Here is a 26,415-nt window from a genome sequence, read left to right as displayed (position 1 = left end):
CGGGAAATGCGCAGCACTGCAACAGGTGTGGCACTGCGAAATCTCGGCGAGGCAATGCTCGCCGAAGTGGCGAATGTCAGACGGATCCGGCCGGTGCGGCCAAGGCTCTTTCGATCCAGACAAGACCGGACGGGCGGCGGTCGATCGCCTTACGCCCACGTCGGAAAGTCGCTACGCCGAATCGGGCCGTGCGCAGTGCACGGCCGGAAGCGAGAGAACAGCGGCGTATGGACATCACAGGCACGGTAGCAGCGCCGGCACCACTCGCTCAACCGCGTCGTTTCGAGACCCGAATCATTCAGGTAATCAGATGTCACTTCTGGACAACTCGCTCGACTTAGGCAGCACTAACCTGGCGGCATCCCGAAAACCCGATCCAGGAGCACAGTCGATGACACATGCAGACGCCTCGCGCACAACAACTCCCCCGACGACCGTCCTACGGACCGCTGACCACAATCGCGGACTCAACGACGTTCTCGCGATCGTCGAAGCGATGGAGCGACCGAGCGATCACCTGCTGCGGATCACAGCTCGTTTGACGGAGTCGACCGACGATCCGACCTGGTCACGCCCGAATGTGACCGTACGCATGAATCTCGGGCCGGCCTTCGACGACGCTTCGCGCGTGTACACGGTGCGTTCCTACGATTCAGCGAGCGGATCGATCGTCGTCGATGTGGTCCTGCACGGACAGACCAGTCCGATGATGAGGTGGGCAGCAGCGTTGGCCGTCGGTGACACCTTCGGCCTCACCGGTCCGCGGCCACACTTCTTGATCCCTGATGTTCCTGGTCGACGTATCGCACTTTTTCTGGACGGCACCGCAATACCCGCATTGCACTCGATCATCGAGCAGTTACCTACCGACGTCGTCGGAATCGGCTGGGTCACAACAGATGACGAGGTCGCCTTCGCCGAACTGCCCGCCCTCCCCGGCCTGGAGCTTCACCGCGTGAGCGCAGATCCGACCGAGCCCGACGGCCCACTGGCGGTACGAGCACGCGAGCTCGCCAATCCCGCGAGCTACGTCGTGTGGGGCGCCGGTGAACGCAACGAGATGCGCGCAATCCGGAAGCACTTTCGATCGACCGTCGGACTCGACAAAAACGACGTCGCGATATTCGGATATTGGAAGGAGGGCGTCAGCAACACCGAAATCGACCTCCGTCGACGCGAGAACTACGAGCGCATCCTCGCCGACGGCGGAACCCTCACCGACATCGACGACCTGGCCATCGAGATCTGATTGCCTCACACCAGCCGACCTGACCGGCGGTGCACTGCGGTGATAAGTTCCTCTGTGCCAGCGGACCTCCACACAGGGGGTCAGGGAATCCGGTGTGAATCCGGAACTGACGCGCAGCGGTGAGGGTGACCGCCCGGGCTTACGCCACTGGATGAGAATCTGGGAAGGCGCTCGGGTGGGGCGATCTCGAGTCCGAATACCGGCTGGCAGCAGGGGTCAACAGGCGCCTGTTCACACGGTAACGGGCTCCGCGAACGAGCCCCTGCGAGAACGAGATTCCATGCGTCTGTCCAGACTTCGCCTACCCGCCGCCGCCGTCGCTGCCCTGTTGAGCGCGTCGTTGGTTGCCTGCTCCTCCGACGACAGTGCTGCCCGACTATCCAACTCTTCCGAACAATCGCGCGTGACAGTCCAGAACTGTGGCCGAGACGTCACGGTGGAGCGACCGATCGAACGGGCAATCGCGGTAAATCAACCTGCAGCAGAGATGCTGTTCGCGCTGGGAGTGCAGGACCGGATGGCCGGGTACGCCATGAGCGATGACGATGTCCTCCCAGAACTGCGCGAGGCGCGTGGTCAGGTCCAGGCGTTCGACACCGAGTTCCCGTCATTCGAAAGTGTCCTCGAACGCGAACCGGACATGGTCTACACGACGTTCAACTACACGTTCACCTCGGAGGGCATCGCCGACCGGATCAAGTTCACCGACCTCGGTGTCGCGACATATCAGTCACCCAGCGAGTGCACCGGTCAGGATGCCGAGCAGAGCAAGGCCCTCACGCTCGACGACTTGTACGACGAAATCGACGACGTGGCAACACTGTTCGATGTCAAGAACAAAGGTGTCGAGCTCACCGAGAATTTGAAGGATCGCGCGGCCACCGCCACGGCGGCACTGGGAGCTGAGAACGTGACGCTGGCGTGGTGGTACGCAGCCACGAAGACTCCGTACTTCGCCGGGTGCTGCGGTGCACCGGGAATCATGACCGACGCGGTGGGTGCGAAGAACGCCTTCGACGACAACAAGCAGTACTGGCCCGAAATCGGTTGGGAGAGTGTCCTCGATCGAGACCCGACCGTGCTGGTGCTCGCAGATCTCGACCGCGGTGGAGACGGCGACAGTGCCGCAGACAAGATCGCGTTCCTCGAATCGGACCCGGTCGCCAGCAAGCTCACCGCAGTGAAGAACAAGCGTTACATCATCCTCGAAGGAACGACGATGGATCCCTCGATCCGCAATGTCGGTGGCATCGAACAGCTCTCCGACGGGCTGCGCCAGTTGGGTGTGGTCTAGATGTCCGCGGAGATCTGTGAACTGGTGCGCCAGTGGGACGACCAGCAGGCGGCATACATCGCCGACCGTGAGAAGCGCTTCGACGTGATTCTCGACGTTCTCGAATTGCAGCACGCGCACACCCCGTTCACGGTTGTCGACCTGGCCTGCGGGCCGGGTTCACTGAGCGCCCGAATTCTCGAGAAGTTCGAGCATGCGAGCGTTGTGGGGATCGACTACGACCCGATGCTGCTGGAGCTCGCCCGCCAGTCGTCGACGCGTTTCGGTGACCGACTGCAGCTGATCGACGCAGATCTGGCGGGAGCCGATTGGCCGAATTCGGTGGCTGCGCCGGTTCAGGCGATAGTGTCGACAACCGCGCTGCACTGGTTGCAACCGCAGCAGCTCGTCGAGGTGTACCGGCAGTGCCGCGAACTGCTGAGTCCGGACGGAGTCCTGCTCAACGGTGATCACTTTCGTTTCGACAGCCGCTTCCCTGTCATCGGGCGATGGGCGAAGGCTCACGACGAGCAGACGCAACGCTCCGCCTTTGCTGCCGGTGCTCCCGAGTGGGAGAGCTGGTGGGAGGAGTTGCGGGCAACTCCCGGCATCGGACCAATGACCGACGAGCGAGAGCGCAGATTCGCCGGACGTGACGCCACTGCGCCCACGGCCGTCGACTTCCAGTTGGCGGCGCTCGCGCAAGCAGGTTTTCGGGAGTCAGGGACGGTCTGGCAGCTGTTCGACGACTACGTGGTCTACGGCGTGAGATGACGACAAGAGTTCGGCTGCGTGACAACCCGACGACCGTCACCCTGCTGTGGATGATCGGTGTTGTCACGCTGGCCGGATCGGCTGCCGTGGCGATCACGTTGGGGCCGGCCGGTCTGTCGGTCGGTGAGGTGGCTTCGATCGTCGTCGGCCATCTCCGCGGTACCGCGGCGGACGTCACCCCTATCCGTGACGGCATCGTCTGGGACCTCCGTCTGCCGCGTACCCTGCTCGCCGCGCTCTGCGGTGCCGGTCTCGGGTTGTGCGGTGCGATCATGCAGTCGCTGCTTCGCAATCCGCTGGCCGATCCGTTTGTCCTCGGTATCTCGTCCGGCGCCTCGACCGGTGCCGTACTGATCGTGATCCTCGGAGTCGGGTCGGGAGTGATCGGCTTGTCGAGCGGCGCCTTCATCGGCGCGGTGATCTCCTTCGCCCTTGTGTTGCTGCTCGCCCATGCGGCCGGCGGCACGCCGGATCGGGTGATCCTGGCCGGTGTCGCCGCGACCCAACTGTTCTCCGCGCTCACCTCGTTCATCGTCATCACCTCGGCCGATCCCGAGCAGACCCGCGGCGTGATGTTCTGGCTCCTGGGCTCACTCGGCGGCGCCGACTGGCTCGACGTCGCACTCTGCGCTGCGGTGGTCGCAGTCGGCCTCGTGGTCTGTCTGACTCACTCCCGCGCACTCGACGCCTTTGCCTTCGGCGAGGACGCGGCGTCGTCGCTGGGGGTGAACGTGTGGCGGGTGCGTGTGACCCTGTTGTTGGCAACAGCCTTGATGACCGCAGTGATCGTGAGCGTCGCAGGCGCCATCGGCTTCGTGGGCCTGGTCCTCCCGCACGCGGCGCGGGCTCTCGTCGGTTCGAACCACCGCCGACTCCTGCCCGCGTCCGCACTGATCGGCTCCATCTTCCTTGTCTGGGTCGACGCTGTGGCACGCACAGCCATTGCGCCGCAGGAACTCCCGGCCGGTGTGGTGACCGCGCTGGTCGGTGTGCCTGCGTTTGCCGTCATCCTCTGGAGACGGAAGGCCAGGCCATGACACTCGAAGCTACCGGCGTCAGTTGGCGGGTCGGCGGGGCGCTCATAGTCGACGACCTCGACGTCTCGCCTACAACCGGAAGTACGGTGGGGCTTCTCGGCCCCAACGGTTCGGGGAAATCGACGCTGCTGAAACTGCTTGCCGGGCACAATCGTCCGACATCCGGTGTCGTGACCCTGGACCGAACCCCGTTGTCCGACTGGAAACGCCGCGACATCGCGCGTCGGATCGCGACCGTTGATCAGCACAGCAACACCGAGATCGATCTGACGGTCGCGGAGGTAGTCGAACTCGGACGCACACCTCACCGCGGACTGTGGGGTGGGCAGTCGGATTCCGATCGCGACGCCGTTCGGGCAGCGATCGAACACACCGACCTCGCCGGCATGCTGGACCGGTCGTGGCACACCCTGTCCGGCGGGGAGCGCCAACGCGTCCAGATCGCGCGCGCCCTCGCTCAGGAACCTCACGAGTTGCTACTCGACGAGCCGACCAATCACCTGGACATCAACCATCAACTCGAATTGCTCGCGCTCGTGCGACGCCTCCCCACCACCACGATCATGGCATTGCACGATCTGAATCTGGCCGCCATGTTCTGCGATTCGATAGTGATGCTGAACCGGGGATCCATCGTTGCCCACGGAAGCCCGACCGAGGTCCTCACCGCTGACCTGATAGCCGAGGTCTACCAGGTCGACGCCGAGGTTCGCCTGGACGGTCCCGGCGGAGTACCTACCGTGCGATACCTTCCGCCTTGCCACATGTAACCGTTCCGAGTGCCAATATGGATACGTGACCCTCGATGATGTCGCCAACGAACTGTACGGGCTCGACCCCGGCGAGTTCGTCGAGGCGCGTACACATCATGTGAAGGCCGCCCGGGAGGACAACGACCGCACATTGGCCGCGGAAATCGGCAAACTTCGGAAGCCGACCACCGTGGGGTGGTTGGTCAATCTCATCTCGCGCGATGCACCAGAGGATCTGGATGCACTTCTCGCGCTTGGCGAATCGCTACGCGACGCTCAACGCCATCTCTCGGGCCCGGACTTGCGACGGCTGACGACACAGAGGCAGCAGGTGGTGCGGAGTCTCGCCCACAAATCCGGTGAGATCGCGGCTTCACGGGGAAAAAGCGTCAGCGAGGATGCTTTACGTGATGTCGCGCAGACCCTCAATGCCGCTCTGGCCGATGAGGAGACTGCCGCGCAGGTTCGACTCGGACGGGTCGTGACCGCGGCGAGTTACAGCGGTTTCGGACCCGCCGGGCTCGCCGTGGTGAATGAGAAATCACCGCAGCACGCCGCGATTGAAGAGCCGACGACTCCGAAGTCGAAAACTCCGGAACCGAAGGCCGAACAAGCCAGAGCAAAAGCAGAATTGAAGGAAGCCACGGCGCAGGCCGACGAGATCCGCCGCCGGGTGAAGTCCGAGACCGCCGAACTCCAGGAAGCCAGAACGACGCTCTCCGACGTCGAACGGCGCGTTGAAGAACTGCGCACCGAACTCGAGCACGCTGAGCAGCAACGGCAGTTCGCACGGAACGCCGAGAAGACCAGTGACGCTGCGGTTCGAGAATCCGAGAAGGAACTCCGTGTTGCTGAGCGTCGCGTCGACAAAGCAGAACAAAACCTCGCCGCAATCAATTCGTAGACATCCTGTTCATTAATCGATAGTCTGCCAATTATCGATCAGGTTGATCATCCTGGGATCCAGCAGTTACGAACAATGCCGTGCCGATGAGGGTTTGGCGTTATCGGCTACTGCCTCGACAGTCTTCGGAGTGTGAACATGGACAGCGACAACACGTCGGAATGGAGTTTCTTACACGGCAAGCGCGTTCTCGACCTCTCTCGCCTTCTGCCCGGCCCGTTTGCGACGACGCTGCTCGCAGATCTGGGCGCCGACGTGGTCAAGGTCGAGAACCCGAAGCGACCTGATCCCACGCGGGCAGCTGGTGAACGGATGGCTTCGTTGAACAGGAACAAGCGATCGATCGCGCTCGATCTCCGTCTCGAATCCGATCGCGAGACGTTCCTTCGACTAGTCGAGACTGCAGATGCAGTGGTCGAGGGGTTCCGGCCACAGGTACTGGCAGGCATGGGACTCGGCTACGACGTACTTCGAAAAGCCAACCCACGCATCGTATTATGTTCGATCACCGGTTACGGGCAGTCCGGACCCTATGCCGACAAGCCGGGGCACGAATTGAACTTCCTCGGCCTTTCCGGCTTTTTCGCAGTTCCCGGGTGCACCGACGGAGTCGTCACCCGCCCTGGTATCCGGGCCGGTGATCTGGTGGGTTCGATGTACGCAGCACTGTCCATCTCGGTTGCTCTCGCCAGCGTGGACAAGCACGGACGCGGACAACACATAGACATTTCCCTCGCCGAGGCTGCAACCGCCTGGTGCGCGCCTTTCGCGCTCATGATCCGCGATATCGAGAACCCTACCGATTCACCGACCGTCCAGGGAGACAACGACATTTTCGAGACGTCCGACGGTTGCTTGCTTTCACTTGCCACTTTCGAAGACAAGTTCTGGATCGAGTTCCGAACAGCATTCAGCGCTGAGTTTCCGGCACTGAACACACTGCGCTACGACGATCGATGGACCCGAACACAGCACAAGGCAGAGTTGCGGGAACTCCTGGTCACCACCTTCGGTACGCACACATACGGGTGGTGGGAAAAATCGTTGACTGCGATCAATGCCCCGTGGGCGCCGGTGTTCACCGACGCCGGACAACTGATGAGCGATCCCCATGTCGTCGCTCGAAACCTGTTCAGCGAGGTCGCGACCGAAAACGGAGAAAGCTGGCCCCAGATGAGATTCCCGGCGCAGTTCAGCTTGGGACTGAACAGTTTTCGACTTCCGACTCCGTACGTGGGCGAGCACACCGAGTCGGTTCTCGACGAAGCCGCCGCGGCAACGGCGAGACGTGACAGCGGCTATCCGGATTTCAATTCGCCGTCGAAACCCGAAGACCAGTAACGTCCCCGCAACGAAAGTTCGAGCAGCATCTCGGTGACTTCTTCCGGCGTCAGCGGTGGCGGGTCGGACTCGAGCCACCACTGCATGACCGCGATCTGTTCACCCACCCATGCCCGCGAGAGTACTTCGATGTCGATTCGCGGAGTAACCCCGAGCGCTTCTGCCCGTGCGGAAAATATCCGCACAGCGGCGACGCTGCGGTCTTCGACGAACTTTCGCAGCGCCTTGCCATCCCCCTCACCACGCAGGATCACACGGTAGACGTCACGTTCCTCAGCGGCATGCCTGAACATCTCGAGCACAGGCTTGCCGGTGAATCCGATCGAAGAGGCGGGAATGAGTGGACCGAGCCGCTCTTGCAGGTCATCGGCCAGATCGGACACGACTTGACCGAGCAAATCGTCTTTGTCGGTGTAGTGACTGTAGAACGTCGCCCGACCCAAATCTGCACGGTCCGTGATGTCTTCGACGGTGATCCCGGCATATCCCCGTTCCAGAACGAGCGAGACCAAGGCATCCCGCAGCAATCGTCGGGTACGCCGGACACGTCTGTCTTCTGGAGGCATTGGGTTCCCTTCCTTCGCACTGTTGTACGAAGCATAGTTCAACATTGACAGGACGATCGAATATAGACAGACTGTCCATTAACATTCGTGATGTCGATTTTCTCTGGAGATGTCCATGAACCTCGGTACTTATCTCGCCCGAAGCGCCAGCTACTACCCCGATCTCGAAGCCCTTGTCTGCGGCGAAGGCCGGTGGACCTACAGCGAGCTCGATACGGCCGCAAACCGTCTCGCGTCCGCTCTCGCAGTGACCGGGACACGGCCCGGACACATGATCGGAACCTTTGCCGGAAACTGCGGGGAACTCGTAGTGACCGAAATGGCCTTGTACAAGGGAGGATTCGTCAGGGTGCCGATCAACGCACGACTGGGCGCCGACGAACTCGGGCATATCCTCGCCGACGCCGATGTGCGTGTCCTCTTCGTCGACCCCGCCCATGCCGAGATGGCGCTGAAGGTCGTCGCCGACGCAGGGCTGAACTGCAGGGTGATCGACTACAGCACTTCGACTCCCGGCGCGGACAGTTATCACGAACTGACGACAAGGGGCAGCGAAGACAACGTCGAGGTGGACGTCGACATTGACGCCCCGGCTGTCCTCAACTACACATCCGGGTCCACCGGCAAGCTCAAGGCTGCGGTCCAGAGTCACGGCAACCGCTTGGCGAACATGCGCAAGCGACTGATGAGCCCCGAAGGCGCGCCGACTGTTGGTGATCGCTACCTCGCCCCCGGCCCGATCACACACGCTTCCGGCATGGTGATGCTCGGAATGTTCGCCAGGGGCGCCGCAGTGGTGATCCTGCCGGCATGGGACACGAGGACGTTCCTGCAGACCATCGAACGTGAGCGGATCACCACCACCATGGTGGTCCCGACGATGCTCAACTTGCTGATGGACCATCCGTCGGTTACCGACGTCGACCTGAGCTCTCTGCGCTGCATCGGCGTAGGCGCAGCGCCGGTTTCTCCACAACGGTTGCGCGACGCGGTAAAGGTGTTCGGTCCCATCGTCATTCAGGGATACGGGCTCGGCGAAACGACCAGCGTCGTCACTGTCTTGACCGCTGAAGACGTGGTGCGCGGTATCGAATCCGACCCTGAGCTTCTTCTCTCGTGCGGCCGGCCGGCATACGACACCGATGTTCGCGTGGTCGACGACAACGGCGTACAGGTCCCGGCCGGCACGATCGGCGAGATCGTAGCCAGTGGTCCGGACTGTGTCCGCGAATACTTCCACGAACCCGAGCTGTCGGCTGAGACGTTCAGGAACGGCTGGGTCCACACGGGCGATGTCGGCTATTTCCGCGAAGACGGCTACCTGTTCATCGTCGACCGCAAGAAGGACATGATCATCTCGGGCGGATTCAACATCTACTGCAGCGAGGTGGAGGCCGCTTTGTACGAACATCCCGCCGTTTCCGAAGTCTGCGTAGTGGGAGTTCCCGATCCGAAGTGGGGCGAAGCAGTCAAGGCTGTTGTCGTGACCAGAGATGGAACTGACACCACCGCAATGGAATTGATCGCGCACTGCTCGACGCGTCTGGCAAGCATGAAGAAGCCACGTTCGGTCGACTTCGCAGATTCGTTGCCTGTCAACCGAAACGGCAAGATCGATCGCCGCGCGATTCGCGCGACCTACTGGACCACCGCTGACCGTCACGTCAACTGACAGGAAATAGACATGTCATTCGCTCTCACCCCTACCTACGAAGACAATCCAAGACTTCAATCGCTCGTCGAGCGTCTACGCGACTATCTCGACGGCGAACTAGCCGAGTACGAAGCCGAATTGGGTCTCACTCAAGAATCCCACTACATCCGTGAGACACTCGAGCCAGTGTGGAGACGCAGCCGCGAACTCGGCTTCTACGGAATACACCTCCCCACTGAACTCGGCGGCCAGAACCTCACCTATACCGAACTCGCCGCACTCAAAGAAGAGGTCGGTGCATCGCCGCGGGTCCTCGCGACGTCCGTGCTCGGAGACATGGGTGGCCCACTCCGCGCGGGATCGATCTTTCAATACGCCACCGAGCACCAGTTGGAAAAGTACTTGATTCCGGTGCTGCGAGGAGAGAAGGCATGCTGCTTTTCTCTCACCGAGAACGACGCAGGTTCCGATGTTCGCGGCATGCTCACCACAGCTACCCCGGACGGTGCCGGATGGCGCCTGAACGGCCACAAGGTGTTCTCGTCCGCGGGCCCCTTCGCCGACTTTTCGGTCCTGATCGCAAAGATGGCATCCGACGGCGACGGACCGGATTCGTACTCGGCCTTCCTGGTCGACTTGGATTCTCCTGGCTGCACAGTGGCGGACGGTGACGTCCCGATGTCCGGTCAGCACATCGAAGCGGACATCATCCTCGACGGCTGCTACGTGGGGCCGGAACAGCTTCTCGGAAATGTGGGCGAAGGCTTGAGAATCGGACTCGGTCGAGTCACAGTCAACCGGTTGTTGCACTGCCCCACCGTCCTCGGCGGAGCCCGCCGAGCACTGGAATTGTCGTTGGAGTACAGCAAGACTCGCCAGGTGCAGGGCGCTCCTCTTGCGATGTTGCAGTCCATCCAACACAAACTCGCCGACATGGCGACCGACTACTACGCTGCGCGCTCGATGACCTACGACGCACTCGCCACACTCGATGCCGGTGGGAGTCCGCGTACCGAAGCATTTATGTGCAAGCTGTTCGTTGCCGAGAAGGCCTTCACCATCGCCGACCACGCAGTTCAGATTCACGGAAAAGCCGGGGTCATCCGTGGTTCGGAGGTCGAATCACTGTTCCAGCGGTTGAGGATGTTCCGAATCCTGACCGGCTCCTCCGAGATTCAGAAGAACGGAATCGCGCGTCAATTACTCACCACCTGAAGATCATTCAAGGACAGTCGTATCCAATTTCGCGCCCGCCAGGTCGTCATACGCTCGACGTGACGGCCTGGCGGGCACTCGACATTTCGGAGGCAATCACCGTGATCGATCACGAACCGGACTACAGATTCAGTCTTGCGAACGAACGAACATTTCTGGCTTGGATACGAACTGCGTTGGGGTTGTTGGCAGGCGGCGTCGCAGTCGGTCAGTTCTACGTATCCGAAAACGACAACAATATGTACAAAATGCTCGGAGTCGTGTGCACCGTCGTGGCGTCGGCTGTAGCGCTCGGCGCGCTCAGACACTGGAAGGCCGTCCAAACCGCGATGAGGCGTGATCTTCCCTTACCCACGTCACCGATGATCGCGCTTCTCGTCGGTGGGGTGTGTGTCGTTGCGGGTCTCGGCGTAGGGATGACCGTGTTGTGACGAAAAACGAGCCGCCCGGACTGCAACCCGAGCGAACCGTGCTCGCCTGGCGACGAACTGCCCTCTCCTCTGTGACTGTGTCAGTGATCACCGGTCGCGAAATCGCTTTGCATCCGTCCGTTCTACGAATCGCAGTGTTCGCCACGCTCATCATTACGACTGCCGGAGTCATCGTGGGCACGACAATCCGTCATCGTCGACTCAGTCTGGACGACAAGGATTCTCGAGAAATACCGTTCATTGTCATGGCGACTTTGGCCGTAGGCGTCACGGTTGCGGGACTCGGCACCTGCACTGTCATCCAACTTTGAACAAAGAGATAGACAGTATGTCTATTTATGTATATTGTCTCCATTAATGCTCACTGTGACTCAGTGCACAGTCGACCGCCGAGCGCTGCCCACCGCGCCCAAGCAATCATCGGCATTTTTCGAGAGGGAACAATGACCACAGAACTTGCGGCACCTACTCAGTTTCCACGCAGTCGGCGAGGTAAGAACCTCGCACTCCTGACCGGCTCCACGGCAATGGACAACGCCGAAAGCAGCGTGACGTCCGTGCTCTTCCCGCTCATGCGCGAGGCCATGGGATTGTCATCGGCGGCGCTCGGCACGATCGTTGCAGTGGCCAAGGCCGTCGGGGTCTTCACGGCAATCCCCTGGGCGTTCCTTGCCCGACGATATTCTCGTAAGTCGGTACTTGCCATCTGTTCAGGGTTCTGGGGTGTCTGGGTAATCCTGGCCGGATTGTCCGGCAGTTTCACTCAGTTTCTCGTCCTCTATGCGATCGGCGCCGCAGGTTTCGCCGGCGCCGGCTCGATTGCATTGTCCATCCTCGGAGATCTGTACGAGGACGCCCGGAGGGGCCGCGCAACGGGATTGGTATACGGCGGCGTCGCCGTCATCACCGGCGCGACCGCCCCGATATTCGGGCTTTTGTCTCGCTTCGAAGATGGATGGCGCTACGGATACATCATCACCGGTGCAATCTGCATCGCCATCGGTGTGCTTATCATGCTTTTCCTCGACGATCCTGAATCCGCCGATGCGCCCGCACAGACGACCACCGACGATCTCGGCTCCAAAGCAAGATTCTGGCGCGAAGGGATACGAGAGCTACTCGCTATCAAGACATTCCGATACTTACTCGTACAACGCGCATTCTCGGGCCAGAACGTCATCATGAGCTTCAGCATCGTATTTCTCGTCGAGGAGCACGGATTCACGACCGCAACTGCTTCGATCATCGCACCGCCCTTCGCAATCGGGTACCTGCTCGGCACGTTCGTCGGCGGACGAGTCAACGACGCCGTACACGTCAAACGACCCCGAAACGGCCGCATCATCATGCTTCAGGCCAGCCAACTCGGATTCGCGGCCGCAGCACTGATCGCTACGCAGATTTCCTGGAACAGCATCGGCGTCTACGCGGTCTTGTTCGGGATCGTCGGCGTCCTTCAAGGTCAGGTCCCAGTGGTCAATCGGCCGATTATCATGGCCGTAGTTCGTCCGGAACTGCGAGCCCTGGCCTTTGCCGTCTCCGTCTCGACAGTCGAAGCGCTGGCCTACGCCGGATACGCTGTCTTGGTCGGAACCCTCGGCGACAGAATCGGATTGCAAGGCGCGCTCTTCATCGTCACCGTAGTGCTGACCACCGTCAACGGGGTCGCTTCAGGCGCACTGTATCGCCCCTACGCCCGCGACAGTGCGGCCCTACTCTCCGGGCCATCCGCCAACCCCCTACATGAACAGAATGCGCTTCGGCACTAGGCAATTCAGTTCATCAACTACGAACGCGGCAATCAACACTCCAACTCGGCAATCAAGACGGAAGCAGACCTCAGATGGCACGAAACATCGCAACGGATGACATCCCCTGGGCGCGCGGATTCACCGACCCGGCCGACGTGCGCCAACAAGCCACAACCATACGAGAGATGGTTGCGACTCGCCGTGTGTGGCGCGGCGACGGACCCAAATGGACCCTCCCGACCGACTACACGGATCTGTCCGGTGTCACATTGAACCTTCCGGATCAGCCGAAGCAGACGGTGTCCGAGTTCCTCGCGGGTGCGCACAGTGACGGTATCGCAGTGCTACATCGGGGACGCATCGTGTACGAGAGTTACTTGCACGGTTGCGAACCGCACGAACCGCACCTCAATGCATCGATGGCGAAATCCTACGTCGGTTTGATGGCTGCACTGGTCGAAGCACAAGGATTGTTCGACCGCGACGATCGGGCGTCGAAATTCATTCCCGAGTTGGCAGGAACTGCGTTCGGAGACAATCGGATTCAGGACCTTCTTCACATGGGCACTGATGTAACGTACGGCGGTCGGCCGTTCCATCGCACCATCGAAGCCAGCCGTTTCTGGGCCGTAGTCGCCCCGAAGCTGCGCCCCATGAATTACCGCGGCCCGGAGACCATTCTCGAGCACCTCGCCACGGCACGCACTGCGGGCCCGACCGGCGTCGAATTCCGCTACGAGAACGGCAATGTCGAGACTGTCGGAGAAATACTGCGCCGCGTGACCGGAACTTCACTCGCCGAACTACTCAGTGAGCTGGTCTGGTCAAGAATCGGAGCCGAAGAAGATGCGTTCTACATAGTCGACTCCGCTGGAACGGAAATGGCGGCGGGCGGATTCAGTGCGACCCTTCGAGACGTGGCCAGAGTGGGTGAGATGATTCGTTGTGACGGTGCCGTCGAGGATCGTCAGGTGATCCCACCGCACATCGCGCGATCGATGACCGGGGGGGTGCCCGCAGGCTATCCTTCGGAGGTCAGAAGCCCGCGTGCCCCTGTCGATTCCCCCGCGACGATGAGCTACCACGACTACTGGTGGATCCTCAATGATCCGTTCGGATCGTTCATGGCAAGCGGAATCCATGGCCAGAGGCTCTTGATCTCACGCGACCTGGAGTTTGTGGTCGCGCATTTCGGAGCCCACATCCTTTCGCCTGCAATCGACACCCCGAACTTCGTACCCGCGTTCCTTCAGATCGGCACTCACTTGGTATCGAACGCTCGCGGAGCGGTCCCCGTCAGCTGAGGTTTCCTCACGCATTCAAATTGCGGCGGCTTCGAGCTCACTCAAGGATTCCTCGAGATGGCCGAGGAGCCGCTGCAAGTGCGGAACATTGCGGCGGCAGCCGACGAGCCCGAACTGCATGGTGTCCGCGTAGCCGATGACGGTGATGTTCATCGCCTGCCCGTCCAACGGAATCGATGCCGGGTAACAGCTCTCGAGTTTCGCGCCATTCCAATAGCGCGTCGTTGTCGGGCCGGGGACGTTGGAAATCACCAGATTGAAGACTGGACGCCCAGTGATCAGTCGGGATGAACCAGGGATCAGCGGCAGCCCGAGACCCGCGACGTTCAATGCACTGAGCGCCGTGATCTGCAGGGGCGTCAGGCCCGACATCAGGGACTTGGCGCTACTCATCGAGTCGTGAACTCTCTGAAGTCGGGCCGCCGGATCTACCAATTCGGTTGCCAGATCACACAACACCGCACCCACGGCATTGCCGGAAGCCTCACCCTCTTCGCCTTTGCGAAGGGATACCGGCACCATCGCGATCAACGGTTTGTCCGGCAACTCGTCCAGTTCGATCAGGTATCGCCGTAGCGCACCCGCGCACATTGCCAACACCGCATCGTTGAGCGTCACGTCTGCAACGCAGCTGACCTTGCGCAGGCGCTCGATCGGCCACGACTGCGCGGCGACACGCCTCGCTCCGGTGATCGGGACGTTGAAGATCGATTTCGGGGCAGCAAACGGCAACGGTGCGACGTGGTCCTTCACTGCCGAGGCAGCGGCGTTCACTATCGCAGGGCCGACCCCGACCACATCTTGCACAGTCTCGATCACGGAGCCCACCCGCCTCTGCAGGTCCAGCCCGCGACCGGCACGAACCCGCCCCGAAGAAGGTCGCTGCGCCCACGGAGGCATCGATTCTCGATCGAGCGGGTCCGACGAGAGGCTGCGGTACCACGCCTGAACAGCAGACACACCATCCATGAGCGCGTGGTGCGTCTTCATGTACACGGCAACTCGGCCGTCGGCGAGACCTTCGATCACGTACGCCTCCCACAGCGGCCGATGCCGATCGAGCAGCGTGCCGTGGAGCATGGAGGTCAGCTCGAGCAACTCGCGGACTCGCCCCGGCTTGGGCAGCGCGAGCAACCGGACGTGATATTCGAGATCGACGTCCTCGTCCTCCGTCCAACGCACCGGCGCGAAGTTCGACAAGAACTGCACCGGCTTGCGACGGAAGAGGGGCCGAATCGAGTCGACGTCGGTCAGCGAACGGTAGAGCGACCTGGCGAATTCGCCGTCGTCCCCTTCCGGCGGAACGAAAAGCGACAGGCCACCGACGTGCATGGGATGCTCCCGTGACTCCATCAGAAGGAACATCGAGTCGAGCGGCAGCATCAGCGTCATGGCGATCCGTTCTCTCGGGCAGCTGCCCGGAGTACCGATCAGCCGCTGTTCGACAAAGTTACTCGCCCTGACTTCCCTCATTGGCGACTCCGACAAAACATTGCCCCCTCGATTTCGACAGGAGTCCGATATTCCCGTCGACGAACGCCTTTTCGGGTCGAAGCACCTCACAGCGATTCGTGGGTGAATGACGAGACACAGAGCACTGCAACAAATTTCAATCCTCACAGCCACAAGTAGTAGCGGAGGCGATCGCAGTAATACTTTTGTCGGAATTGTTTCAAATTGTCTGTACATCCAAGTCACACGTGACTACCGTCACTCATCATCACAATCCCGACTGGTCGGTTGTACCCAAAGGAGAAATACATGTCCCGACGTTCGACGTCGCGTGGGCTTTTCGGCGCACTCGCCACCGCAACTGTGTTCGCCACCGCCGCTGCGGTGGGAAGCTTGTCAGCAAGCATTGCAGGAGCCGCCCCGGCAGCGGAGATCCCCTTCGGCGGTTGGGATTCATGTCCGATCGACAATCCCGAGACCAGCACCTGTATGGACGTCACGGTCACCGGCGGAAACATGAAGATCGGCAAGCTTTCCGTCAGCATTCCCGCCGGGGCGATGCGCATCGCAGGCGGAGTTGCATACCGGGAGAATCCAGAGGCTGAATTCGGATTCGACCAAGTATTCATCCCGCCGAACGACAACAGTCGGGGGATCTACGCCAAACCCATCGACATCCCCGGGGGCGCACTCGGAATCGACCTGCCATTCAACAATCTCTTCGGACTGAACAAGGCTTCGGCCACCGTAGAGTCGACGTCTGCACTCCCCACCGTGGATGCATTTCAGCTTGGTGTGAAGCTACCCGTCAAATTGAAGATCGCGAACCCTCTCCTCGGCGGCAAATGCTACCTGGGCTCGGACAACAACCCCGTCCAACTCAACTTGGATGTGACCGAATACGGTGTCCTCGAAGAGGTTCCAGGTTTCCCGGATACTGCCGTCGTTCGAAACACCGGGCACACCGGACAGCCCTTCGCGGTCCCGACAGCTTCCGGGTGTGGCCCGTTCGGCGTTCTGAATCCAATCGTCAACTGGCGCGCCGGGCTTCCCTCGTCCACCACGTCCAACTCCCTCGCCACGACGAGTGACGTCTACAACATCGGTGCCGACAGCCTCAGGCCCCAGCCGGCCGGCTCACCCGAACCCGCTGCCGTCGTTGCCGAACGTAGTGCCAACTAGCAATCCAACCCACTGCCACAGAACCGTCATCGACGACAGATTGCCACCTCGAAACGGAGTTCACTTGTCCATGCGCACAATACGATTCAGAGCCGCGCTCGCTGTCGTCGCAGCGGGAGTCCTCACTCTCGGGGCGGTGTCAACCGCGACGGCGGCCCCGCTGCCCAATGCGCCGTTCGGGGGCTGGGGAAAATGCCCGATAGCCAATCCGGAGACAAGCACCTGTGTCGACGTCGTCGTCAAAGGCGGCGAAATGAACATCAACGGGCTCAAAGTACCGATTCCTTCCGGCTCGTTGAATATCGCCGGCGGTGTCGCCTATCGCGAGAACCCCGACGCAGAATTCGGGTTCGACCAGATCTTCATTCCTCCCACTGACGGCACCAAAGGCGTCTATTCCAGCCCCATCGAGGTACCAGGAGGAATCTTCGGGCTCGGTATACCGTTCCCCGGCGGCTTGACCACCATCAAGGCAACAGTCGAACCGGTCGCGTTGCCAACAGTCGACGCATTCCAACTCGGTGTCACACTTCCGGCAAGATTGAAGATCTCCAACCCCTTGCTGGGCGGCAACTGCTATCTGGGTTCTGCGAGCAACCCGATCATGTTCAAACTCGGAGTGTCCGAGAATGGTGTCCTGGAAGAAGTTCCAGGATTTCCGGATACCGCCGCCGTCAGAAACGTGACGCACGCCGACCAGACGTTCGCGGTACCGGGCGCATCTGGATGTGGACTGTTCGGCGCATTGAATTGGGCAGTCAATCTTCGCGCCAACGTTCCGTCTTCGAGTGGTCACAACTCGTTGACCACCACAAGCGATGTGTTCAACATCGGCGCCGACAGCCTGCGGACGCAGTAGAGCAAGCACCGGCGACTCACGAAGTATCACCGACAACAAGGAGATATCGATGTCCCATGCAGTTCGCCGCACCACCATCGTCACAGCTGCCGCCGCAGCCGCGATTGCAGTCGCAGCCGGCACCGCTCTGGCTTCGACCGTCGTCACTCCAGCGGGTCAAACCGTGACTGCTTCGAGCAGCAATCTCAGTATCAAGACAGGAACGATCACACTTACCTGCTCCAGTACGACGGGCTCCGGGACCATCCCATCCGCGCCGGGTAATTCCAACACCGGCACCGGCGGAGTCAACGTCAATATCGGCACCCCCAGCCTGACCGGGTGCAAGGCTAACGGCCTACCCGCTGTGGTCACCACCTCCGGCTCGTGGCTATTGAACGTCTCGGCAGACACCGGATCGGCTCAGGGATCCCTGGTCATTCCTGCAGGAGGCGCAGTCGTGACGATGCCCGGATCCACGTGCACAGTCACCGTCGGGGCCAGCACTGTCGGACCGCTGCCATTCGATATTCCCAACCAGCGCGTCGTGGCCAGCAACACCGGCACTGTGAACTACACGCGTACCGGCACCGGGCCCGTCTGCCCCGCCGCAGCCACTGGCACGGCAACCATGTCCGGCACACTGCAGTTCGCGTCGGCCTCGCCGATCAACGTGACGCCGTAACGATCGACAGCTAGACAATAGGCTCGTTGGGGGATCGACGCTTCCGTCGCTCCCCCAACGAACGTCCTGTGGACCGGGTCCGCACACGATCGCCTTCGGTTACGCCACGAAGCGGACCGGCGCGTTATCCATCTCCTGCTTCGGTGGCGTCGAGTAACGCGCCAAGGGCGCGGTGGAGCTCGGCGAGTTCCCGCCCTCCGGTTTTCGTCAGCACTTCCGTATTCTTTGCATCCAATTGGCGGACAATGTCTTTAGCGAGCTCTATGACTCGTTTGCCCTCGTCACTGAGATCGAGGCGAACGGCTCGCGCATCGCGACTATCGCGTTCACTGACAACAAACCCGCTCTTCTCCAACGCTCGCACGAGCTTGGATATGTAGATTCGCTGCAATCCTGTGTGCACTGAGAGTTCTCGCTGACTCGGCCTCTCCCCCGCACTCACCAGACCATGCAGAGACGCGAGCACTGAATACTGGGCGTGAGTCAACCCCAGGTGCGCGATCGCTCGGTCAACCCCCGCCCGCCAGCGCAAGCCAAGGTGCCACACCAGCGACCCTGTCGTCCATGTTTCTCGATCTTGCATACAAATAGAATACATGGCTACTATCTCAATTAGAGTATATGGAAACTATTTGAGGAGTCGCAATGCCCACAATTCCCGTGCTCGACTCGACCATGGCCTACCGCTCGCGCGGTGAAGGACCACCCTTCGTACTCATCCACGGAAACCCCACATCCTCGCACTTGTGGCGAAACATCCTGCCGCAGATAGGAAATCTGGGCCACGCACTTGCCCCTGACCTCATCGGAATGGGGCGGTCAGGCAAACCGCCAATCAACTATGGCTTCCTCGACACCGCCCGCTACCTCGACGCCTGGTTCGACCAGATGGAACTCGACGACGTCGTACTCGTCGGACACGACTGGGGCGGGGCGCTTGCACTGGACTGGGCTGCCCGCCACCCCGATCGCGTCCGAGGTGTGGCCTTCTTCGAAACGATCCTTCGTCCGATGACCTGGGACGAACACTTCCCGGGAGAGGCACGGGCACGGGTGGAAGCTCTGAGGGACTCCGACACAGGAGAGACGAAGGTACTCGACGAGAACTTCTTTCTCGAAATAGCGCTTCACAGAACGGTTCTCGGTGAAATGACCGAAACCGATGCCGAGGCCTATCGCTCCCCTTATCCGTCACGAGAGAGTCGCCGACCGCTTCTCGAGTGGCCACGATCCTTCCCCATCGAAGGAACTCCCGGTGACGTGAATGCACGTGTGGCGGCGTACAGCGATTGGCTCGCAGAAAGCACCGACGTACCCAAACTTCTTCTCACCTTCAGCGGCCCCGCAGAACTTCTCATGATCGGACCTGACGAAGTCACGTGGAGCCGATCGAATATCGCAAATCTCGAGGTGGAACAGTGCGGTCCCGCAGGACATCTCGCCCCCGAGGATCAGCCTGCGGCCATCGCGGCGGCGATCACCGAATGGACACAGCGGCAACACTGTTTCAACCGCGAGTGACGTGGGACCGTCGCCAAGTACTCTGAGGGCCGGTTTCCCCGACCCATGCGGTAGCGATCCAGACGATGCTCCGAAATATGGGACCGACACCACCTCCGCCGGATTTGTCCGATATAACTAACTGGCGAGTACGCCGGTTGGGACGAGGTCGAGAACGAGGGGGCGTGTGTGGTGAACGAGGACGGGTTGGGGCGAACGTCAGGATCGGGGGCTCCACACCGGGTGGGCGGCTTTCTCTATCACCGCAACGGCGATCGGTGGGAGTGGTCGGACGAAGTTGCACGGATTCACGGATACGAACCCGACCAAGTAGCTCCGACGACAGAATTGATGCTCTCGCACAAGCATCCCGACGACCGAAGACACGTTGCTCAAACACTGCACGCCATCCGCACTTCAGGCGGACCGTTCAGCAGCCGCCACCGCATCATCGACACTGCAGGGGACACTCACTCGGTAATCGTCGTCGGCGACAGCGTCGTGGACGAGTCGGGTGCCGTGGTCGGCAGCTCAGGCTTCTACATCGACGTCACCGAAACCCTCGACAGTACGGTGAAAGCGTCTGTCGACGTGCTGGTCAACGAAATCACCGCTTCTCGCGGAGTAATCGAGCAAGCCAAAGGCATGCTCATGGTGATCTACGGCATTTCGGCCGATCGCGCCTTCGACATCCTCGTGTGGCGTTCTCAAGAGACCAACGTGAAACTCCGGGATGTTGCCGAACAGTTGATAGTTCGAACGCTTGACGACTTCCGGGTCCCGACACTACTGCGGACCCGATTCGATCACGTGCTGTTACAGGGTTGAATGACAACAGGGTTGAGGGATCTGCTTAAGGCGGTTCCCGTGGCTGGCTGCTCAACCTCGAGGAACCTCGCCCGCATTGATTCCGGGACGGTCCGATGCGGCCTATCCCCGTTGTTACCCAACGCGGAGTAAAAGGAAACTACTCGTCGTCAGACTTCTCGTCGGAGGTCTCCTCGACCAGTTCAGGCGCCTGTTCTCGCGTTGCCATTCCCCCGTCGCCGCCCTTGTCCACGGGTCCTGGGTGCCCGCCCTTGGGCGACTGGTCGTTGTCGTCTTTGTCGGTCATGCGATCGTCCTCATCATCTCGTCGTCTCGGTCCTGGAGCCGGCGCAAAGAGACCGGGACCCAGCTCCATCTCAATCTAACGCGCTCAGGACTTCTCGCAACCCTCACCGATTTTGTTTGCATTTCAGTGCTTTCGGGCAGGTGACTGCGAACAGCATTTCCACGATGAGAGGTCGATCCCAGTGCGCGCAGTGACTTGGCAAGGCAAACGGAAAGTAAGCGTCGATACGGTTCCGGACCCGAAGATCGTCGAACCCACCGACGCAATCATCAAGGTCACCACGACGAATATCTGCGGATCCGATCTGCACCTGTACGAGACTCTGGGTGCGTTCATGAATGCCGGCGACATTCTCGGCCATGAACCGATGGGAATCGTCGAAGAAGTCGGTTCGGAAGTCACGAATCTCGAGATAGGTGACCGCGTCGTGATTCCGTTCCAGATCTCGTGTGGCAACTGTTTCATGTGCGATTCGAGCCTCTACACACAGTGCGAGACGACGCAGGTCCGCGATCAGGGAACGGGCGCAGCATTGTTCGGCTTCTCCGAGCTCTACGGCTCGGTGCCCGGCGGGCAGGCTGAGTACCTCCGAGTACCGCAAGCACATTTCACACACATCAAAGTTCCCGAAGGTCCCGCGGATTCGCGATTCGTCTACCTCTCCGACGTGCTCCCCACCGCTTGGCAGTCGGTCGAATACGCCGACATTCCGCCGGGTGGGTCCGTGACAATCCTCGGCCTCGGACCGATCGGTGACATGGCGGCTCGTATCGCCCACCACAAGGGGTTTCGAGTAATCGGTGTGGACCGTGTACCCGAACGTCTTGCGCGCCTTGCCGAACGCGGTATCGAGACCCTCAACCTGGACGACTACGGCAGCAAGATCGGCGATGCCATCAGAGACGCGACAAACGGCCGCGGAACCGATTCGGTGATCGACGCTGTCGGTATGGAAGCGCACGGATCTCCGATCGGAAAGCTCGCGCAGCAGTTCGTCGGACTCCTTCCCGATGCTCTTGCCGCGCCTGCGATGCGTAACGCAGGAATCGATCGCCTTGGCGCTGTCTATTCGGCCATCGACATCGTTCGGCGCGGCGGAACCATTTCTTTGATCGGTGTCTACGGCGGAATGGTCGATCCGCTGCCGCTGATGACCATGTTCGACAAGCAGATTCAGCTCAGGATGGGCCAGGCGAACGTCAAGAAGTGGGTAGAGGACATCATGCCCCTGCTCACTGACGACGACCCACTCGGTGTCGACACCTTTTCCACCCATCAGCTGCCGCTCGATCAGGCGCCACACGCCTACGAGATCTTCCAGAAGAAGCAGGAAGGCGCGGTCAAGATCCAACTGAAACCGCACCTGTAGTTCAACGCCGATCAGGTCGACGGTTCATCCGCCACGTCCGCATCTTGTTCGCGAAACCACCGATCGTCATACTCACCTCACACACGCTCGACAGAAAGAACCTGAAACCGAAATGGCTCGCGAACTTACCGTCTCCGACAGCATCGTCGTCAGCTCCCACGCGCTTTCCCTCTACGAGGTCATCAGCGATCCCACTCGTATGGGTGCCTGGAGTCCCGAAAACATAGGCGCAACCTTGCGGGGAGACCGCGAAAGCGCTTTCCTGGGCATGGAGTTCGACGGGCACAACAAGCGTGGGCGCGCGCAGTGGACCACGCGATGCACAGTCACCGCTGCCGAGGCCGGGAAGCTCTTCGAATTCCGTGTTCACAAGATCGGCCTCGGTACTCCCCGGATCCCCGCCTCTATCGCAACCTGGCAGTACCGATTCTCGCCGGTGCCCGACGGAACCCGAGTTACCGAAACGTGGACCGACGACAGGCGCGGCTGGCCGGACTTCGCCGCCGACATGTTCGACAAAATTGCCACCGGAGGAAAGACCTTCGCCGACTTTCAGCGCGGCAACATCCGCAAGACGCTCCTGAACCTCAAGAACGCAGTTGAGCAGGAGGTTTCCGGAATCGAAGGTAACGTCGGCTGACCGGCCGACACCATTTGTGGCAGTTTCTGCCACTTTTGGTACAGTGCGGATATGGCAACAGCCCGCCGCACTGCACTACTTCTCCGCGTCTCGCAGAGTTGTGCTGCCGCTTTCGTCGAACGCGGCGACACTTCGACGACCATCGCGGAGCTCGCCGAGCGGGCAGAAATCTCCGAGCGAACGTTCTACCGTTGCTTCGCCACCAAAGAGGAGAGCATCTGGCCGATGCTCGACGAGGGAAACCGCAGTCTGGCCACGGCACTCAGCGCGCAAGCCCGCGAATTCGGGCTCGCAGCGGCTGTGAAGAATGCCTTTATCGCATCGGTCGGCGAGTCCTTCGAGCCGATGACCCGATCACTGATGCCCATCATCTTCGGTGATGCGGCACTCCGGAGAGTTTGGGAATCAGCAACTTTCGAGACGATGGAACTGATTCGCCCAGAAGTCGCACGCCTGATCGACCGTCCGGAAACCTCGCTCGACACCACAGCGGCTTCGGGCCAGGCAACACTTGCGGTAGTCGCCGCACTGCGTGAGATGGCAGACCTCCGGACGCCCGCACCCGAGGCCATCACCCGCGCGCTCCGGGCGTTCTCGAAGCCATATCTCGCAACACCAACAGGTAAGGAACAATCATGACTCAGGATCTCTCCGGAAAAATCGTTCTCGTCACCGGCGGCGCACGCGGCCTGGGCGAGGCGTTTGCCCGCGGCATCGTCGCGGGCAACGGCCGCGTCGTCATCGGCGACCTACTCGACGACGACGGTCGAGCAGTGGCCGAATCTCTCGGCGACGCAGCGCGTTACGTTCACCTCGACGTCACCGATCCAGCGTCTTGGAAGTCCGCCGCCGAGTACGCGGTATCCGAGTTCGGCGCGATCAACGGTTTGGTCAACAACGCCGGAATCTCGGCGTCCGGCCAGACAGTCGCCGAGGAACCACTCGAGACGTTCCAGCGCATCATCCAGATCAACCTGGTGTCCGTGCACACCGGTATCCACACGGTGGTGCCGTTCATGAAGGCAGCCGGCGGCGGATCCATCGTGAACATCTCCTCGGCCGCCGGCCTGATGGGCATGGCTCTGACCAGCGGTTACGGCGCAGCCAAGTGGGGCGTGCGTGGGCTGAGCAAGATCGCCGCCGTCGAACTCGGCCGCGACAAGATCCGGGTCAACTCGGTTCACCCCGGCATGGTCCTGACGCCCATGACTGCACCGACGGGCATCAGCCTCGAAGAGGGCGCATTCCCCAACAATCCGTATCGCCGTGTCGGTCGCCCGGAGGAGTTGGTCGGAGCGGTCACCTACCTGCTTTCCGACGATGCCTCGTACACAACGGGTTCCGAGATCGCCGTCGACGGCGGTTGGACTGCCGGCCCGTCGATCGAATACATCGCCGGCCAGTAAGGGAGGGATCCGTTCCCGCCCGAATCTGCGCATTCCGAACGCCCTCAGGTGAATACCAAGCTCTCCCTGATTGCATTCGGAGAAGACAACTTTCGCAGTCGCCGCAGCGCCCGATGCAGGTCGAGTGACACCTCGTCTGTCGTACGGGCAAGCGACGTTGCGGTCGCCTTTGTATCGAGCCCGACGATCAGCCGCAACACCAGGACATCGCGTTCGACAATCGGGAGCGTTGTCGGAGGCGGGAGCGATCCACCGCTGAACCCGTCGGATGCCGCCCGAGCAATCGCGATGCTTGTACTCGCGTACAGCACGCGTAGAAAAGGCTGATACGTCTCCGATCCGTCGCACACTGCCGTGAGAACGGCGACGCACGCGGCATCCGCGGCGGAATCGGAAACGGCCTGATCAAGCTCGGCGCGGCACCGCAGCACAACCATCGGACGAAACGCCGCATACAAACTGGCCATGGACTCACGGCTACCGCTCCGCGCCGCGGCGGCCAATACATCCAGCGAGCCTTCCTGCAACATGGGCTCACATCTCTCTTTCTCGACGGGACATTCGTTGTGCGGTCCGAGAGATCAACTGGAACCGAACGGTCCCACGAAGTGGTTCCGGCGGATGGTCATGCCACGATCAATCCCCTGCCCGAAGGATTCTCGAGGCTCTCTCTCAGCCCTGAGGCACACCCCAGTGAAGTCCTGCATCCTTGCCGCTCACTGGCACTGACCTGGCAAATTCCTGGCAGGATGCTGATTCAAACCGAACGCCTTGCACTGCAGAATTTTTCGATCCGGTCAGCGTGTATTTGCTGCTCCAGGTCCGACCGTTCCGTTCCAGGCGACGAGGGGTCACACGGGCGTAGGGTCGAGAGAGTTCGGCTCAGTCGTCAAGAGCGGAAGGACACCCAGACAATGCGGAGCGATGGAGATACGTGGGACATCGTCAGTAGCGTCGGACTTACCGCGCTGGCAGTGGCAACGTTCCGAGCACTGGAGAGCACCCGTCCGGACGCGATCATCGAAGACAAGTTCGCATCGTGGTTCGTAGAAGCTGCAGCCGAGCCGCATTTCACAGCTCTTCTGAAAGATCCCACACTCCTCGAGGACACCCCCTTCGGCGGTTTCATGGGGTTGCGAACCAGGTTCTTCGACGAATTCTTCTCGTCGTCAACCGAATCCGGAGTAAGGCAGGCGGTAATCGTTGCAGCAGGGTTGGATTCGCGTGCGTACCGGCTGGATTGGAGCTCAGGATCGACGGTATTCGAAGTGGATCAGCCAAAGGTGCTGGACTTCAAAGCCGAAGTGCTCGCGGCGCACGACGCCCAGCCGAAGACCGATAGACGCACTGTGCCTACTGATCTGCGAAACGACTGGCCGGCCGCACTCGAGGAGGCTGGTTTCGACCCGAACGAACCCACGGCCTGGCCGGCGGAAGGCCTGCTCGCCTATCTCCCCGGCCCGGCCCACGACGCCCTGTTCGAGCGGATCGACGAACTCTCGGCCACCGGTAGTCGCTTGGCGGTGAACGACTTTCCGGCCGGAACCGACCCGAGCAAGCTGGCGGCCATCAGATCCAAGTACTTCGCCGAGAACCCATTCGGAGACCTGGACATTTCGCAACTGTTCTACAGCGACAAGCGATCCGATCCGGGCCAGTGGTTGGCTGAACACAATTGGACTGTCCGACGCTTCAGCTCGGTCGAGTTGGCAGAACTGTACGATCGCCGGATCCCCGAACTCCCCGAAGAAATCGCAGCGCTGTCAACGCAACCCTCCTTTTTGGCCGCGACCAAGAACTAGCTCTCGCAGTCATCACGAAAGTTCTTCGAGTGCAGCCTTTCTCCCATTTGTCCAGCTGCAAGGTGCGTGTCACCACTACAAGCAGTTGACGGTACTCGAGGATGAACCGATTCAGTACCTCAGGCTGAGTATGTCTACACCTCAGACGGACGCGCGCCGAAGAAGATGCTGATGAA

General features: G+C 60.9%; 29 protein-coding genes and 1 riboswitch. Of the genes, 23 read left to right on the top strand and 6 right to left on the bottom strand.

Going from position 1 to position 26,415, the window contains the following annotated elements; genetic code table 11:
* Window positions 1-76 precede the first annotated feature (76 nt).
* Window positions 77-235 carry a hypothetical protein gene (locus M0639_RS05825; RefSeq protein ID WP_155419158.1) on the bottom strand — a complete coding sequence of 53 codons (159 nt, stop codon included), beginning with the start codon at window positions 233-235 and terminating at the stop codon, window positions 77-79.
* Between the two features lie 156 nt (window positions 236-391).
* Between M0639_RS05825 and M0639_RS05820 the strand changes: the two genes are divergently transcribed.
* The 7 genes from M0639_RS05820 to M0639_RS05790 all read left to right on the top strand — a co-directional run bounded on the left by M0639_RS05820 (window position 392) and on the right by M0639_RS05790 (window position 7,330).
* Window positions 392-1,249, top strand: coding sequence for a siderophore-interacting protein (locus M0639_RS05820; protein ID WP_064074157.1), 858 nt, complete (start codon window positions 392-394; stop codon window positions 1,247-1,249).
* 41 nt (window positions 1,250-1,290) lie between these two features.
* A riboswitch (cobalamin riboswitch) is annotated at window positions 1,291-1,471 on the top strand.
* A 58-nt stretch (window positions 1,472-1,529) separates the two neighbouring features.
* Window positions 1,530-2,543, top strand: a complete 1,014-nt coding sequence (locus M0639_RS05815) for an ABC transporter substrate-binding protein (RefSeq protein ID WP_054800688.1) — start codon at window positions 1,530-1,532, stop codon at window positions 2,541-2,543.
* A complete protein-coding gene (locus tag M0639_RS05810) occupies window positions 2,544-3,296 on the top strand; it encodes a class I SAM-dependent methyltransferase (RefSeq protein WP_064074085.1) in 753 nt (250 codons plus the stop codon).
* Window positions 3,293-4,333: a FecCD family ABC transporter permease gene (locus tag M0639_RS05805; protein WP_054187945.1), complete on the top strand. Its 1,041-nt coding sequence runs from the start codon at window positions 3,293-3,295 to the stop codon at window positions 4,331-4,333. Before M0639_RS05810 ends, M0639_RS05805 begins: the two co-directional genes overlap by 4 nt.
* On the top strand, window positions 4,330-5,103 hold the full coding sequence (locus tag M0639_RS05800) for an ABC transporter ATP-binding protein (RefSeq protein WP_064074086.1): 774 nt from the start codon (window positions 4,330-4,332) through the stop codon (window positions 5,101-5,103). Before M0639_RS05805 ends, M0639_RS05800 begins: the two co-directional genes overlap by 4 nt.
* Before the next feature lie 25 nt (window positions 5,104-5,128).
* On the top strand, window positions 5,129-5,989 hold the full coding sequence (locus M0639_RS05795; protein WP_064074087.1) for a hypothetical protein: 861 nt from the start codon (window positions 5,129-5,131) through the stop codon (window positions 5,987-5,989).
* 138 nt (window positions 5,990-6,127) lie between these two features.
* Window positions 6,128-7,330 carry a CaiB/BaiF CoA transferase family protein gene (locus tag M0639_RS05790; RefSeq protein WP_064074088.1) on the top strand — a complete coding sequence of 401 codons (1,203 nt, stop codon included), beginning with the start codon at window positions 6,128-6,130 and terminating at the stop codon, window positions 7,328-7,330.
* On the opposite strand, the gene M0639_RS05785 is transcribed toward M0639_RS05790, so the two are convergent.
* Window positions 7,288-7,896, bottom strand: a complete 609-nt coding sequence (locus M0639_RS05785) for a TetR/AcrR family transcriptional regulator (protein ID WP_064074158.1) — start codon at window positions 7,894-7,896, stop codon at window positions 7,288-7,290. The genes M0639_RS05790 and M0639_RS05785 overlap by 43 nt on opposite strands.
* A gap of 115 nt (window positions 7,897-8,011) precedes the next feature.
* On the opposite strand from M0639_RS05785, the gene M0639_RS05780 reads away from it, so the two are divergent.
* The 6 genes from M0639_RS05780 (at window position 8,012) to M0639_RS05755 (ending at window position 14,251) form a co-directional block, all read left to right on the top strand.
* The gene (locus M0639_RS05780) at window positions 8,012-9,568 is read left to right on the top strand and encodes an acyl-CoA synthetase (protein ID WP_064074159.1); all 1,557 of its coding nucleotides are present in this window, start codon (window positions 8,012-8,014) and stop codon (window positions 9,566-9,568) included.
* Window positions 9,569-9,580: 12 nt separating this feature from the next.
* Window positions 9,581-10,765 carry an acyl-CoA dehydrogenase family protein gene (locus tag M0639_RS05775; RefSeq protein ID WP_063314921.1) on the top strand — a complete coding sequence of 395 codons (1,185 nt, stop codon included), beginning with the start codon at window positions 9,581-9,583 and terminating at the stop codon, window positions 10,763-10,765.
* Window positions 10,766-10,824: 59 nt separating this feature from the next.
* A complete protein-coding gene (locus M0639_RS05770; protein WP_081557457.1) occupies window positions 10,825-11,196 on the top strand; it encodes a YidH family protein in 372 nt (123 codons plus the stop codon).
* Complete coding sequence (locus M0639_RS05765; protein ID WP_007734680.1) at window positions 11,193-11,507, top strand: DUF202 domain-containing protein; 315 nt, start codon at window positions 11,193-11,195, stop codon at window positions 11,505-11,507. The genes M0639_RS05770 and M0639_RS05765 overlap by 4 nt, the downstream gene beginning before the upstream one ends.
* 132 nt (window positions 11,508-11,639) lie before the next feature.
* Complete coding sequence (locus M0639_RS05760; RefSeq protein WP_064074089.1) at window positions 11,640-12,965, top strand: MFS transporter; 1,326 nt, start codon at window positions 11,640-11,642, stop codon at window positions 12,963-12,965.
* A gap of 74 nt (window positions 12,966-13,039) precedes the next feature.
* A complete protein-coding gene (locus M0639_RS05755; protein ID WP_064074090.1) occupies window positions 13,040-14,251 on the top strand; it encodes a serine hydrolase domain-containing protein in 1,212 nt (403 codons plus the stop codon).
* Window positions 14,252-14,266: 15 nt separating this feature from the next.
* Here the strand turns inward: M0639_RS05755 and M0639_RS05750 are convergent, their stop codons facing one another.
* Window positions 14,267-15,643 carry a WS/DGAT/MGAT family O-acyltransferase gene (locus M0639_RS05750; RefSeq protein WP_064074091.1) on the bottom strand — a complete coding sequence of 459 codons (1,377 nt, stop codon included), beginning with the start codon at window positions 15,641-15,643 and terminating at the stop codon, window positions 14,267-14,269.
* Window positions 15,644-16,012: 369 nt separating this feature from the next.
* On the opposite strand from M0639_RS05750, the gene M0639_RS05745 reads away from it, so the two are divergent.
* The 3 genes from M0639_RS05745 (at window position 16,013) to M0639_RS05735 (ending at window position 18,408) form a co-directional block, all read left to right on the top strand.
* Complete coding sequence (locus M0639_RS05745) at window positions 16,013-16,885, top strand: hypothetical protein (RefSeq protein WP_007734676.1); 873 nt, start codon at window positions 16,013-16,015, stop codon at window positions 16,883-16,885.
* Window positions 16,886-16,955: 70 nt separating this feature from the next.
* The gene (locus M0639_RS05740) at window positions 16,956-17,744 is read left to right on the top strand and encodes a hypothetical protein (RefSeq protein ID WP_021333197.1); all 789 of its coding nucleotides are present in this window, start codon (window positions 16,956-16,958) and stop codon (window positions 17,742-17,744) included.
* A gap of 49 nt (window positions 17,745-17,793) precedes the next feature.
* Entirely contained in the window at window positions 17,794-18,408 is a 615-nt protein-coding gene (locus M0639_RS05735; RefSeq protein WP_064074092.1) for a hypothetical protein, read from the top strand.
* Between the two features lie 124 nt (window positions 18,409-18,532).
* On the opposite strand, the gene M0639_RS35165 is transcribed toward M0639_RS05735, so the two are convergent.
* Window positions 18,533-18,991: a MarR family winged helix-turn-helix transcriptional regulator gene (locus tag M0639_RS35165; protein ID WP_172403485.1), complete on the bottom strand. Its 459-nt coding sequence runs from the start codon at window positions 18,989-18,991 to the stop codon at window positions 18,533-18,535.
* Window positions 18,992-19,053: 62 nt separating this feature from the next.
* Here M0639_RS35165 and M0639_RS05730 point away from each other — a divergent pair, with 62 nt between their 5' ends.
* Both M0639_RS05730 and M0639_RS05725 read left to right on the top strand, forming a co-directional pair.
* Window positions 19,054-19,929, top strand: coding sequence for a haloalkane dehalogenase (locus M0639_RS05730; RefSeq protein ID WP_064074093.1), 876 nt, complete (start codon window positions 19,054-19,056; stop codon window positions 19,927-19,929).
* A 168-nt stretch (window positions 19,930-20,097) separates the two neighbouring features.
* Complete coding sequence (locus M0639_RS05725; RefSeq protein WP_037132380.1) at window positions 20,098-20,736, top strand: PAS and ANTAR domain-containing protein; 639 nt, start codon at window positions 20,098-20,100, stop codon at window positions 20,734-20,736.
* 139 nt (window positions 20,737-20,875) lie between these two features.
* Here the strand turns inward: M0639_RS05725 and M0639_RS05720 are convergent, their stop codons facing one another.
* Window positions 20,876-21,022 (bottom strand): hypothetical protein, encoded by a 147-nt coding sequence (locus M0639_RS05720; protein ID WP_003945804.1) that lies wholly within the window; start codon window positions 21,020-21,022, stop codon window positions 20,876-20,878.
* A 181-nt stretch (window positions 21,023-21,203) separates the two neighbouring features.
* Between M0639_RS05720 and M0639_RS05715 the strand changes: the two genes are divergently transcribed.
* The 4 genes from M0639_RS05715 to M0639_RS05700 all read left to right on the top strand — a co-directional run bounded on the left by M0639_RS05715 (window position 21,204) and on the right by M0639_RS05700 (window position 24,437).
* Window positions 21,204-22,391: a zinc-dependent alcohol dehydrogenase gene (locus M0639_RS05715; protein WP_042452468.1), complete on the top strand. Its 1,188-nt coding sequence runs from the start codon at window positions 21,204-21,206 to the stop codon at window positions 22,389-22,391.
* Between the two features lie 112 nt (window positions 22,392-22,503).
* A complete protein-coding gene (locus tag M0639_RS05710; protein WP_058037542.1) occupies window positions 22,504-23,031 on the top strand; it encodes an SRPBCC family protein in 528 nt (175 codons plus the stop codon).
* A 51-nt stretch (window positions 23,032-23,082) separates the two neighbouring features.
* Window positions 23,083-23,670, top strand: a complete 588-nt coding sequence (locus M0639_RS05705; protein ID WP_064074094.1) for a TetR/AcrR family transcriptional regulator — start codon at window positions 23,083-23,085, stop codon at window positions 23,668-23,670.
* Window positions 23,667-24,437, top strand: a complete 771-nt coding sequence (locus M0639_RS05700; protein WP_003945779.1) for a glucose 1-dehydrogenase — start codon at window positions 23,667-23,669, stop codon at window positions 24,435-24,437. Before M0639_RS05705 ends, M0639_RS05700 begins: the two co-directional genes overlap by 4 nt.
* Before the next feature lie 44 nt (window positions 24,438-24,481).
* On the opposite strand, the gene M0639_RS05695 is transcribed toward M0639_RS05700, so the two are convergent.
* Window positions 24,482-24,967 carry a hypothetical protein gene (locus tag M0639_RS05695; protein WP_064074095.1) on the bottom strand — a complete coding sequence of 162 codons (486 nt, stop codon included), beginning with the start codon at window positions 24,965-24,967 and terminating at the stop codon, window positions 24,482-24,484.
* A gap of 384 nt (window positions 24,968-25,351) precedes the next feature.
* Between M0639_RS05695 and M0639_RS05690 the strand changes: the two genes are divergently transcribed.
* The gene (locus M0639_RS05690; protein ID WP_064074096.1) at window positions 25,352-26,239 is read left to right on the top strand and encodes a class I SAM-dependent methyltransferase; all 888 of its coding nucleotides are present in this window, start codon (window positions 25,352-25,354) and stop codon (window positions 26,237-26,239) included.
* Window positions 26,240-26,415 lie beyond the last annotated feature (176 nt).

The organism is Rhodococcus qingshengii JCM 15477, assembly GCF_023221595.1.
Classification (GTDB): Bacteria; Actinomycetota; Actinomycetes; order Mycobacteriales; family Mycobacteriaceae; genus Rhodococcus_F; species Rhodococcus_F qingshengii.
Note: the sequence above shows the minus strand (reverse complement) of the source record. Positions and strands in the feature narration are given on the sequence as shown.

Excerpts from the sequence above, each read along its gene's own strand:
- M0639_RS05785 (WP_064074158.1), bottom strand. The coding sequence starts at position 7,896 with ATGCCTCCAGAAGACAGACGTGTCCGGCGTACCCGACGATTGCTGCGG.
- M0639_RS05775 (WP_063314921.1), top strand. The coding sequence starts at position 9,581 with ATGTCATTCGCTCTCACCCCTACCTACGAAGACAATCCAAGACTTCAA.
- M0639_RS05760 (WP_064074089.1), top strand. The coding sequence starts at position 11,640 with ATGACCACAGAACTTGCGGCACCTACTCAGTTTCCACGCAGTCGGCGA.
- M0639_RS05690 (WP_064074096.1), top strand. The coding sequence starts at position 25,352 with ATGCGGAGCGATGGAGATACGTGGGACATCGTCAGTAGCGTCGGACTT.
- M0639_RS05780 (WP_064074159.1), top strand. The coding sequence starts at position 8,012 with ATGAACCTCGGTACTTATCTCGCCCGAAGCGCCAGCTACTACCCCGAT.
- M0639_RS05750 (WP_064074091.1), bottom strand. The coding sequence starts at position 15,643 with ATGACGCTGATGCTGCCGCTCGACTCGATGTTCCTTCTGATGGAGTCA.
- M0639_RS05700 (WP_003945779.1), top strand. The coding sequence starts at position 23,667 with ATGACTCAGGATCTCTCCGGAAAAATCGTTCTCGTCACCGGCGGCGCA.
- M0639_RS05815 (WP_054800688.1), top strand. The coding sequence starts at position 1,530 with ATGCGTCTGTCCAGACTTCGCCTACCCGCCGCCGCCGTCGCTGCCCTG.
- M0639_RS05740 (WP_021333197.1), top strand. The coding sequence starts at position 16,956 with ATGCGCACAATACGATTCAGAGCCGCGCTCGCTGTCGTCGCAGCGGGA.
- M0639_RS05735 (WP_064074092.1), top strand. The coding sequence starts at position 17,794 with ATGTCCCATGCAGTTCGCCGCACCACCATCGTCACAGCTGCCGCCGCA.
- M0639_RS05730 (WP_064074093.1), top strand. The coding sequence starts at position 19,054 with ATGCCCACAATTCCCGTGCTCGACTCGACCATGGCCTACCGCTCGCGC.
- M0639_RS05820 (WP_064074157.1), top strand. The coding sequence starts at position 392 with ATGACACATGCAGACGCCTCGCGCACAACAACTCCCCCGACGACCGTC.
- M0639_RS05790 (WP_064074088.1), top strand. The coding sequence starts at position 6,128 with ATGGACAGCGACAACACGTCGGAATGGAGTTTCTTACACGGCAAGCGC.
- M0639_RS05710 (WP_058037542.1), top strand. The coding sequence starts at position 22,504 with ATGGCTCGCGAACTTACCGTCTCCGACAGCATCGTCGTCAGCTCCCAC.
- M0639_RS05825 (WP_155419158.1), bottom strand. The coding sequence starts at position 235 with ATGTCCATACGCCGCTGTTCTCTCGCTTCCGGCCGTGCACTGCGCACG.
- M0639_RS05800 (WP_064074086.1), top strand. The coding sequence starts at position 4,330 with ATGACACTCGAAGCTACCGGCGTCAGTTGGCGGGTCGGCGGGGCGCTC.
- M0639_RS05755 (WP_064074090.1), top strand. The coding sequence starts at position 13,040 with ATGGCACGAAACATCGCAACGGATGACATCCCCTGGGCGCGCGGATTC.
- M0639_RS35165 (WP_172403485.1), bottom strand. The coding sequence starts at position 18,991 with ATGCAAGATCGAGAAACATGGACGACAGGGTCGCTGGTGTGGCACCTT.
- M0639_RS05745 (WP_007734676.1), top strand. The coding sequence starts at position 16,013 with ATGTCCCGACGTTCGACGTCGCGTGGGCTTTTCGGCGCACTCGCCACC.
- M0639_RS05720 (WP_003945804.1), bottom strand. The coding sequence starts at position 21,022 with ATGACCGACAAAGACGACAACGACCAGTCGCCCAAGGGCGGGCACCCA.
- M0639_RS05705 (WP_064074094.1), top strand. The coding sequence starts at position 23,083 with ATGGCAACAGCCCGCCGCACTGCACTACTTCTCCGCGTCTCGCAGAGT.
- M0639_RS05805 (WP_054187945.1), top strand. The coding sequence starts at position 3,293 with ATGACGACAAGAGTTCGGCTGCGTGACAACCCGACGACCGTCACCCTG.
- M0639_RS05810 (WP_064074085.1), top strand. The coding sequence starts at position 2,544 with ATGTCCGCGGAGATCTGTGAACTGGTGCGCCAGTGGGACGACCAGCAG.
- M0639_RS05695 (WP_064074095.1), bottom strand. The coding sequence starts at position 24,967 with ATGTTGCAGGAAGGCTCGCTGGATGTATTGGCCGCCGCGGCGCGGAGC.